This window comes from Actinomadura sp. KC345, from assembly GCF_004348515.1.
Taxonomy (GTDB): domain Bacteria; phylum Actinomycetota; class Actinomycetes; order Streptosporangiales; family Streptosporangiaceae; genus Spirillospora.
This window is the reverse complement of the sequence record NZ_SMKH01000016.1, coordinates 40,873-50,589: the sequence shown is the minus strand read 5'-3', so window position 1 is coordinate 50,589 and position 9,717 is coordinate 40,873. Positions and strand designations below refer to the sequence as shown.

Genomic DNA, 9,717 nt, shown 5'->3' with positions numbered 1-9,717 from the left:
GGGGAGTGGTCGCGGCCGGGGCGGGCGTCGAGCTGGGGGCCGGGTTCCGGTCCGCGCGGCTGGACGGGGCGCGCGGCGACCAGCGGGACGCGGTCCTGGCGGCCCTTCGGGTCGTGGGCCTGCGGGGCGCGCGGCGGCTGGGGGACCGGGCCGGGTTCCTGGTGGCGCTGTTCGGGCCCGCGGTCACCAGGCGGGTCGGCGCGGCGGCCGGAAAGGCCGTGGAGGAGGGGCGCTGGGCCGCGCTCCATCTGGCGGTGGCCGCCAGCGACGTGCTCGGGCCCGAGCAACTGGAACGGGTCCTCGCGCTGGACGAGCCCCCGGACGCCGACGTCGTCCCGGGCGGCCTGCCCTCGGTGCTGGGGCGGTACCTGGGGCAGGTCCTCGAAACCCTGCCGCGGCCTCGCAGGCTCGACCTGATCCTCGACCTGTGGGAGCGCGTCCTCGAACACCACGAGGGGATCGCGCGGCGCGCGCGGCGGCTGGCGACGCAGGGCCGCCGCGACCGGGTCCCGGACCTGCGCGAGCGGCGCCGCCATGACGACGACGAGCAGATCCTGCGGCTGCTGAGGCGGGCCTACGGCACGGCGGAGAACCCGTCCGTCGCCGACGCCGCCCGGTGGACGCCGCCCGAGGAGTACTGGCGCGACCGCCTCGACCGGCTCTTCCAGGACGCGCTCGGCGCCACCGCGCTGCTGCGGACCGCGACGGCGGTCGCCGACCACGGACCGAGGGACGGGCTGGAACGCTCGGCCCACCTCGTCCGGGCGGCGGCGGCACAGGTCGTCGACGGGGCCGCGACCGCTTCGGCGCGGCGCGTGCCCGGCCTCACCGGCCTTCCGGCGCGCCCGGCCGCGCACGTCCGCGGCATCGACCGCGGGCTCTCCGGAGGGCTGCCGGACGAGGCGAGGTTCGCCACCTACTTCAAGCCCCGCCTCACGTCCGCCCGCGCCTACGCCCTCCTGGTCATCGAGGACATCGAGCGCGTCATGGACGACATGCTCGGGAGCCGCGACGGGACGCTGCGCGAGTGGGCGGCGGCGGGACTGGCGGACTGGCGCGAGGCGGCCGGGTACGGACGGGTCCCTGACGAACGGACGGGCATCCCGCCCTGGTCGTCCACGCTCCTGGCGGGCGCCGCGCCGCTCCACGAGCGCCTCGCCCCCGGGGAGGACCCGGCCGCCGTGGAGACGGTGGGCGACCTGCTGTGGTACGCCGACCTGGCCGACGCGCTCGCCCGCCTGCACGGGCACGACCGGGCCAAGGGCACTCCCGGTGCTCGGCTCGGGCCCGGCCGACCTGGCCGGGCTCTGGGCGGCGACCGGGGTCCGCCCCCTCGGCGCGGCGCTGGAAGGTCTGGACCCGGCCCTGCGCGCCCGCTTCGACCAGCTCCCGCTCCTCCTGGAGGAACCGCCGCTCCCGAAGACCCTGCGCAGGCTCATCAGGCTTCCCGCCATCGCCGACGCCTACGACCTCGACCTGGCGGCTCGCCGGACGCGCCGGGCGATCGGGCGGCTCGCCGTCCAGGACGATCCGGCCATCGCCCGCGCCCTCGCCCGGCGCGCGACCGAGCCGCTCCTCTGCGCGCTCGCCATCACGGTGACCTGCGACGCCCCGGACATCGAGCTGGCCCCCGTGACGGCACCCGAGAAGACCGCGGTCCCCGGTTACCCGGCCACCGCGCTCGACGACGGCGCGTGGGGGAGCGCCATGCCCCTGGCCCGGGAACTCGGCGCCGACACCACCGCCTTCTGGGACCAGATCGCCGCGCACGGCTTGCGCGTACCGGCGTCCTGGCTAGCCGCCGGCGGCTGGACGGCGCTCTGGTCCCGGGCGCACTCCCACCGCCGCTGACCCGGGAGCTACGGGCGGCGGAAGATCGTGATGGAGTGGCCGACCTCGCCGACCCGCTCGCTGGTGGCGGTCAGCGGGGTCAGCCGCGGGTCCGCCTTGGCGATCCAGCTGTTCGACACCACCAGCAGCCCGTGGACCTCGCCCGGCGGCACGAGGAGAGGGTCGGACGCCTCGATGCCGTAGTAGGACGGGACGCCGCTGCCCTTGTAGGCGAGCCAGACCTTCTCGCCGGGGTACCGGTCCCGGAGCCGGTCGGCGAGGGCGCCGAGCTCCTGGCCCCAGTCCGCGTTGGAGTCGTGCAGGTGCAGGTGGGTCTTCGGCGGGCCGCCGAACGCCTCGTTGGAGTAGGGCAGGTAGTACGGGGCGGCCCGTAGCGAGCTCACCGCGACGAGGAGCACGAGCGCTCCGGCCGCGACCTGTGCCCACCGCCATCGGACGAGGGTCGCGCCGGCCGCGGCCACGGCCAGGAATATCGGGATGAACATGGCGTACCGGACGCCGAGGTCGCGGGCGCCCGTCATGGCCGCGGCCAGCAGCACGGCCCCGGGGGCGAGGACGTACGGCGCGGCGGGACGGAGCCGGGACAGGCCCAGGAGCGCGGTGATGCCCGCCGCCCACAGCGCGAGCATCCCGAGCGGCGTCTTCACCAGCAGTGCGGCGGGGAGGTAGTACCAGAGGGAGCCCAGGTAGACGCGGCCGAACAGGAAGCCCGTCCACTGCCTGTCCTCGAAAGCGAACTGGACGCGCATCCCGTCCCGGAACGCCTCCGGGAACGGCAGCCAGCCGGTCGCGAGGCCGCGCAGCCCGCCGACGGGCGGCACGTCCCCGGGAGCCGTCCAGCGCAGCCGCGGGTCGACGGCCAGGTAGCTCGCCCACACGACCGCGACGGCCACCACCGCGACGCCGGCCGCCGAGACTACGCAGAGGACGAGGAGACGTCTCGTGGGGACGGGGCCGCGTGCCCGCCCGGACGCCCACACGGACAGGGCCACCAGGCCCAACAGGACCGGGACCGCCGCCAGCGCGCTCATCTTGGTGGCCACCGCCGCGCCGAGCGCCGCCCCGGCCGGCGGCAGGTAGAGCCGTGGACGCCGCCGTGCCCGCCACAGCAGCCACACCGCCGTCAGCAGGAACCCGGCCATGGGGACGTCGAGCGTGGCCAGCGATCCGTGCGCGATGACGTCGGGGGAGAACGCGTACAGCGCGAGCGCCGCGACCCCGCCGAGGGGCCCGGCGAGGTCGCGGGCGAAGGCGAACACGACCAGCCCGAACAGCAGCGTCAGGATGATGACCGGGACCCGCGCCGCCAGCAGGACCCGCTGCGCGTCGTTGCCCGACGCGTACAGGAGATGCTGCCCGACCTCCTGCTGGTCGCCGGTGAAGGCGGTGTCGAGATGCGCGCCGGCGAGCGCGGGCCCTGCGCCGATGAGCAGCTTGCCCAGCGGGGGATGCTCGGGGTTGTGGCGCAGGTCGTGCTCGTACAGGTAGACGACGCCCGTCCCCACGTACACCGGTTCGTCGATGGTCGGGGACTGCCGGACGGCCGTCGCGAGCATGGCGGCCGCCATCTGGGCCAGCAGGGCCGCCGCGGCGAGGGCGGGCAGCCACCGCCGGGGCCGCCGCAGCGCCCGGAAACGGCCCGCCGGCGTCTCACGGGGTGACGCCGGCGGCCGTCCGGGCTCGGCGGACAGCGAGGTCACACCACCACCCTGGCACCGTGACGGGTCATGTCACCACGGTTCTGTTCACCACGGTTCTGTTCACCACGGTTCTGTTCACCACGGTGCTCGTCATCACGGGGTCAACCCGATCGCCGCGGAGGACGGATCGCCGTCGTGGACGAGGGACTCGAATCCGCCGACGTCGTCGAACGGGAACCCGTAGGCCCGGCCGTCGGCCATGTTCGCGTGGACGATCCGCGAGTAGTGGTTGGTGATGTCGCGCGTGTAGAACTGGCCCGCGTCATAGGTGGGCTGGGTGTGCAGGTATCCGAGCGTCGAGCGGTGGAGCGCCGCGCACAGCGTCCGCGCGATCGGGCCCACCACGGCGTCGTTGGGCGCGTGGAGCCTGCCGTCGCAGCCGAACACGTCCTTCGTCGTCGGTCTCTGGAACGAGGCCACGACGGCGCCCGTGCCGTCGGTGAACCGCATGACGCCGTCCGCGCCGGTCCGGCCGGAGAACCGCTTTCCCGGCTCGTGCTGGAACGGCACGACGGTCAGCGTCTGCGACCTGTACGCGTCCCACGCGCTGCCGATGTAGCCGTCGAGGTAGGCGGAGTCGAAGACGCCCGCGTCGATGCCCTTCGCCGGTGACAGAACGCGCAGCCGCAGCCCGTCCGGACGCGTGGTGATCAGGCCGGACCAGCCTCCTGCCTGGCCCTGCACCGCGTTGAAGACGCGTTCGCGCCCGTCCGGGACGAGCACGCCCGTCCGCGTCGTCGCCCCCGCCGCGTTCGTGACCGCGACGGAATGCGGGACGCTGAACATGTCGACCTGCGAGCTGTTGAGCCAGAGCCCGTCGTCGTTGTAAGTGAACTCGCTCCAGTCGAACAGGAGGTCGTGGTTGGCGTCGCTCGGGTTCCACGGTGCCGGCTGCACGAGCCCGTCCGGGGTGAGGAAGAAGTCGATCTTCTCCCCGAACGAGAAGTAGACGCGTCCCGAGATGCCGCGCGGGACGCGCAGCGTGGTGGTCGCGCCGTTCGCGGGGCCGCTGATCGAGACGTCCGGGGCGGGGCTCGGCGGGAGCGACCCGGCCGGCCACGGGGTGAACGTCCCGGACGCGTCGACGTACCCGAGCCGGCCCGTGTTGGTGTTCACGCCGACGACGTAGAGGTGCACCTGGCCGGGACGCCCCGAGTCGTTCGTGACGTTCAGCGGCAGCACGTCCGGCGCGGCGGCCCGCACCGGCGACAGCGGGGCGAGCGCGACGACGCCCGCCAGGACGACCGCGAGGAGGCGGAACGCCTTTCCTGATGCGCGCACCGTCATCGCCTCCCCGCCGTGGCGCCGCTCTGCCAGACGGCGACGTGGTCGACGAGCATGGAGCGGCCCGACACCGTGGTCGCGGTCGGCGTCGCGTGGCCGGCGACGCCGTTCGGGAACGCGCCGCCCATCGCGAGGTTCAGCAGCAGGAAGTAGCCCCCGTGGCCGGTCATGTCGTTCCACGCGGCGGCGCCGATCCGGTCCTCGCCGACTCTGTGGTACTGCTCGCCGTCGACGTACCAGCGCAGCCGGTTCGGGGACACGCTGCGGTCCCATTCGAACCGGTAGGTGTGCATCGCCGACTGGCACGCCGAGCCGGGGCAGGCGCGGCTCGCGCCGATCCCGCTGGTCTCGTTGCAGGGGCCGCCGGGATTCGTCCCGCAGTGCAGGACGCCCCAGACGGAATTGATCCCGTTGACGTTCTCCATGATGTCGAACTCACCGATGGACGGCCAGTTCTGGTAGTCGCCGCGGTAGGGGGAGCCGAGGGCCCAGAACGCGGGCCAGTAGCCGAGCGCCTCGGCTTCGGTGACGTTCGGCATCTGGAGCCGTCCCTCGATCCGCAGGACGCGGCCTTCGGCCGGTTTGAAGTCCGTTCGCCGCGTCTCGATCCGGGACGACGTCCATTCTCCGGACGCCCCCTTGATCGCGGTGATCTTCAGGTTCCCGGTGCCGTCCAGGCTCACGTTCGCGGGGTCGGCGGTGTACCGCTGGATCTCCCCGGTGCCCCAGTTCGGCGGGCCGCCGGGGTACCCGTGGCCGGTGTCGATGATCCAGTTCTGCGGGGACGGCGGCGAGCCGGCGGCGCCGTCGAAGTCGTCGCTCCAGACCAGGCTCCAGCCCGGCGGGGGCGGTGGCGGCGACGAGGCGGCGGTCGTGAGGAGCGCGCCCGTGGTGAGAGGGCCCGTGGTGAGAACGGCGGTGCACACCGCCGTGACGAGCGTGCGGCGGCGGGCTTTCCGGGGCATGCGGGAGCGCCGCCGCAGGGGTGGGTACGGCATTGTGAAGCCTCCACAGGAGTTGGCGGGGAGGTGGGTCGGCACCTGCGGAGCTGATCAGCACTGGCGGAGCTGATCAGCACTGTCCATTCCCGGAATGCCGTCCCGCCAATCGGGTCATCCGCCGAAAGCCGTGAGGAACCGGTCGCGGAAGGCGTTCATCGGCCAGACGGGGCCGTCCTTCGCGGGCTTGAGTCCGTCCTGCCAGCCCCACCCGGAGATCCGCTCCAGGACCGCCTCGTCCTTGGCGACGATCGTGACCGGCACGTCGCGCCCGGCGCCCGGACCGGTGAGGACCGGCGCGGGCTCGTGGTCGCCGAGGAAGACGAGCACGGTGTCCTCGTCGCCGTAGGTCTCCATGAAGGAGATGAGCGCGTTCAGCGAGTACTCGACGGACTTGCGGTACTCGGTGCGGATCCGCCCGGCCGGGGGCCAGGGCGCGTCGTAGCCCTTGCCCATGCCCTGGAAGACCGACCCGTCCCCGACCGCGTCCCACGGGATCATCTCGGGGATGGACGCCCACGGCGCGTGGCTCGACACGAGGGCCGTCTCCGCCATCACCGGGGCACGGTCGTCCGCGGCGAGCTCGGTGCGCTGGAGGACCGAGAGCGTGTACTGGTCGGGCATGGTGGCGAAGCTGAAGCGCGGCCCCCGGTAGCCGAGGTTGCGGTTGTCGTACACCTTGTCGTAGCCGTAGAACCCGCCCTCCGGCCACGCCCGGGTGATGGCCGGCATGAGCGCGACCGTCCGCGCGTCGGCGCGGCGGAACGCGTGGTTGAGGGTGAAGCGGTCGCTGTTGACGAGGGTGCGGTAGCGCTGCTCGTTGTCGACCCACAGGCCCGACAGCAGGGTGGCGTGCGCCAGCCAGCTCCCGCCGCCCGCCGTGGGGGAGGTGAGCCATCCGCTGCGCGCGGAGAACCCGGCCTCGCCGAGGTTCCGCGTGCCCGCGTCCAGCACGGAGCCGATGTGCGGCGCGTACTCGGGGGCCTCCACGGCCGAACGGCCGTAGCTCTCCACGAACGCCAGGACGACGTCCTTGCCGCGGAGCCCGGTCAGCAGCCGGTCGGGCGGCGTGTCCCGGAACGCGTCGACTGCGGCGGCCTTGGCGAACTCCTCCCCGTCGTTCAGGCTGGACCGCACCTGCAGCGTGTGGTCGTAGGCGAGGACGGCGGCGCTCCGGGACGCGACCGGCACCCCCTGGACGAACTGGAGACCCAGCGCGGCGCACACGACCCAGGCGATGCCCAGGACGGCGGCCGATCCGGCCGCCGTCCGGCGGTGGCGGGCGGCGGCGCCGGCGAGCCGCAGCGCCGACAGCGACATGAGCGCGACCACGGCGACGGCCAGCACGACCGCCAGGACCACCGCGCCGACCGCCCCGGCCCGCCCGGCCGACCCCTCGACGAACTCGACGGCGGGGCCGAGCAGCGGCCAGTCCAGGACGAGATCGAACCGCCTGAACATCACCGCCTCGAAACCGATGTCCATGACCTTCAGCACGGTCAGCACTCCCAGGACCGCCCCCGCGGCCCCGGCCGCGTACCGCCTGGCCCTCGCCGGCGCGGCGAGAATGAGGAGGACGCCGGCGACCCCCTCCACGGGGATCCGCGCGAACGCCTCCGGGACCAGATGGGAGGACTCGACCGGCGCGACGAGCGCGGCCAGCACGAACAGGAACGCCGCCGCGGTGACCGCCCGGCCCGCGACCGGCCGCCACCGCCGGCGCCCCGGCTCCGCGGCGGCTTCGCCCGCGAGGCCGGTCTCCTCTTCTTCCGGCGGCCTTTCTTCTGCCCGCTCCAGGCGGCTATCGGTGGTCAGCACGTCCTCCCAGGTCCGGTCCCCCGTCGCTGACGCGACACCCACAGCACGTCGAACCGGCGGCGTCCGGTTCAACGCCGCCACCCTTTCAGCCGGAGGCGGTCGTCACCGGGAGGCGGGGCGGTGCGGGAGGACCAGCGGCCGGCCGGTGCGCGGATGCGGGAGGACCCCGACGCCGTGCCGGTAGACGCCGGTGAGGAGATCGGCCGTGAGGACGTCGCCGGGCGGGCCGCAGGCGGCCACTTCGCCGTCGGCGAGCGTGGAGACGCCGCGCCCGACGAGCCGGTCGCCGAGGCCGAGCGAGTACACGATCGGCCCGGCGTTCGGCCGGTACACGGTCGTCGGCGAGCTCACCGGCATCGACCGTCCCGCACGGTTCACCGCCCACACCTCCGATGAACGAGATCGTCGCCGCGAACATCGGGCAGTGGCGGCGCGTCCGGGGGCATGATGAACGGAGGCCACCCGAGGAGAGAGACGTGACCTTCCCCGAATTCGTCTCAGCCCGATCCGGACCCGCCGAGCGCGGCCGGGAGTTCGGCGTGCGCTGGAGCACCGAGATCGCCGCCGCGCACACCGGCTACATGACGCTGTTCGAGACCCTCGGCGGCGGCACCGCACGGGTACGCGCCCTGAGCGAGGAGGCCCTCGCGCAGACGACCGCGTGGGCGCCGCCGCTCGGTGCCGAGATCCGCGCCATCGCCGCCGGTGCGGGCCTCGAACCCTGGCGGATCGCGTCCGTCAACGCCCGCACCGAGATCCTGGCCGCCCTGAACGCGCCGGTCCGGAGCGAATGCAGCACGGCGGTCGTCCTCCCGGACGGCGCGCCGCCCCGCACCGTCCAGACCTGGGACTGGCACGACGTGATGCGCGACGTCCCCGTCGTGTGGGCGTACGAGCCGCGCCCCGGCCACCGCGTGCGGACCTTCACGGAGTTCGGCGCCCTCGCCAAGGTGGGCGTCAACGGCGCCGGGCTCGGCGTGCACTTCAACATCCTGGGGCACGCCTCCGACGGCGGCGCGACCGGCGTTCCCGTCCACATGATCGCGCGCCGCGTCCTGGACGAGGCGGCGACGCTGGAGGACGCCGAGCGCATCGCCCGCTCGGCCCGTACCTCCGCGTCCACCGCGATCACCGTCGTCACCTACGACGGCCGGCGCGGCCGAGCCGCCACCCTGGAGATCTGCCCGGACGGCGTGGGCGTGGTCCCGCCGGACCGGGACGGAGTCCTCCTGCACACCAACCACTTCGAGGATCCGGGGCTCGCGGCGGGCGAAGCGGGCGGCGACGAACTCCCCGGCTCGCGTGCCCGCCTCGGCCACCTGCGCTCCCGCACGCGGGCGCTGACGGCGCCGACACCTCGGGAGCGGGCCGACGCCCTGATCGGTCACGCTCCCGGCGACGCGCCGGTGTGCGCGCATCCCACGTCCGCCGACCCGTCCCGGCCTCGCTGGGAGACCCTCGCGACGATCAGCCTCGACGTGGACGCGGGCGCCCTGGACATCCACAAGGGCGGACCGTGCCTCGCCACCCAGGCCTCCTGGCGGCGGTACCCGAGGGACGTGTGACCTCTGGGCGCTACCCGGTGGCGCCTTCGGCCGAGTGGGCGAAGGCGAAGCCCGCGGCGCGCAGCTTCGCGGAGGTGACGGGGACGGCCGGGGTCTTGATCTCGCCGCGGAAGGTGAGGCCGGGCAGGCCCGCGGCCGCGCAGATCTCCCCGAAGGCCTCCGCGTTCGTCGGCGGGACGGTCTCGTCCGGGACGGCGTTGTACACGCCCGTCAGGTCCCGGGCCACGACGAAGTCGAGCGCGGCGTCGGCGTCGGTGGTCGCCGGGGTCCCCTCGTCGATCAGGGCGCCCTCGCCCGCACCGTAGACCGAGGACGAGCCGGTGAACACCACCCGCGGATGCGCGGCGACGGCCGTCCGGGCGCTCGCGGTGAGCGTGTCGGCGCACCCGGTGACCGGCGGACGTCCAGCGCCGCGCCGGCTCCGTGCCGATATGGCCACAGCCGATGATCGGATACCGCACGGGCGACCTCCTGAGGGAAACGACGTTTCCATCCTCTCAT

The 9,717-nt window shown here is 74.2% G+C and carries 9 protein-coding genes; 2 read left to right on the top strand and 7 right to left on the bottom strand.

The window, feature by feature from the left end; translation table 11 throughout:
- The coding region (locus tag E1281_RS04770; protein ID WP_131875895.1) for a hypothetical protein at nt 1–1,250 on the bottom strand (1,250 nt) is incomplete at its 3' end.
- Between the two features lie 22 nt (nt 1,251–1,272).
- Here E1281_RS04770 and E1281_RS04765 point away from each other — a divergent pair.
- Entirely contained in the window at nt 1,273–1,851 is a 579-nt protein-coding gene (locus E1281_RS04765) for a hypothetical protein (RefSeq protein ID WP_131875894.1), read from the top strand.
- Between the two features lie 8 nt (nt 1,852–1,859).
- On the opposite strand, the gene E1281_RS04760 is transcribed toward E1281_RS04765, so the two are convergent.
- The 5 genes from E1281_RS04760 to E1281_RS42790 form a co-directional block, all read right to left on the bottom strand.
- Nucleotides 1,860–3,551 (bottom strand): phospholipid carrier-dependent glycosyltransferase, encoded by a 1,692-nt coding sequence (locus tag E1281_RS04760; protein ID WP_207943100.1) that lies wholly within the window; start codon nt 3,549–3,551, stop codon nt 1,860–1,862.
- 93 nt (nt 3,552–3,644) lie between these two features.
- Nucleotides 3,645–4,832: a beta-1,3-glucanase family protein gene (locus E1281_RS04755; protein ID WP_207943099.1), complete on the bottom strand. Its 1,188-nt coding sequence runs from the start codon at nt 4,830–4,832 to the stop codon at nt 3,645–3,647.
- A 2-nt stretch (nt 4,833–4,834) separates the two neighbouring features.
- Nucleotides 4,835–5,833: a glycoside hydrolase family 16 protein gene (locus E1281_RS04750; protein WP_131875892.1), complete on the bottom strand. Its 999-nt coding sequence runs from the start codon at nt 5,831–5,833 to the stop codon at nt 4,835–4,837.
- A 114-nt stretch (nt 5,834–5,947) separates the two neighbouring features.
- Nucleotides 5,948–7,651, bottom strand: coding sequence for a sulfatase (locus E1281_RS04745; RefSeq protein ID WP_243716587.1), 1,704 nt, complete (start codon nt 7,649–7,651; stop codon nt 5,948–5,950).
- A gap of 102 nt (nt 7,652–7,753) precedes the next feature.
- Nucleotides 7,754–8,029 carry a hypothetical protein gene (locus E1281_RS42790; protein WP_207943098.1) on the bottom strand — a complete coding sequence of 92 codons (276 nt, stop codon included), beginning with the start codon at nt 8,027–8,029 and terminating at the stop codon, nt 7,754–7,756.
- Nucleotides 8,030–8,127: 98 nt separating this feature from the next.
- Between E1281_RS42790 and E1281_RS04735 the strand changes: the two genes are divergently transcribed.
- The gene (locus E1281_RS04735; RefSeq protein WP_207943097.1) at nt 8,128–9,216 is read left to right on the top strand and encodes a C45 family peptidase; all 1,089 of its coding nucleotides are present in this window, start codon (nt 8,128–8,130) and stop codon (nt 9,214–9,216) included.
- Nucleotides 9,217–9,226: 10 nt separating this feature from the next.
- On the opposite strand, the gene E1281_RS04730 is transcribed toward E1281_RS04735, so the two are convergent.
- Nucleotides 9,227–9,655: a hypothetical protein gene (locus E1281_RS04730; protein WP_131875890.1), complete on the bottom strand. Its 429-nt coding sequence runs from the start codon at nt 9,653–9,655 to the stop codon at nt 9,227–9,229.
- Between the last annotated feature and the right edge of the window lie 62 nt (nt 9,656–9,717).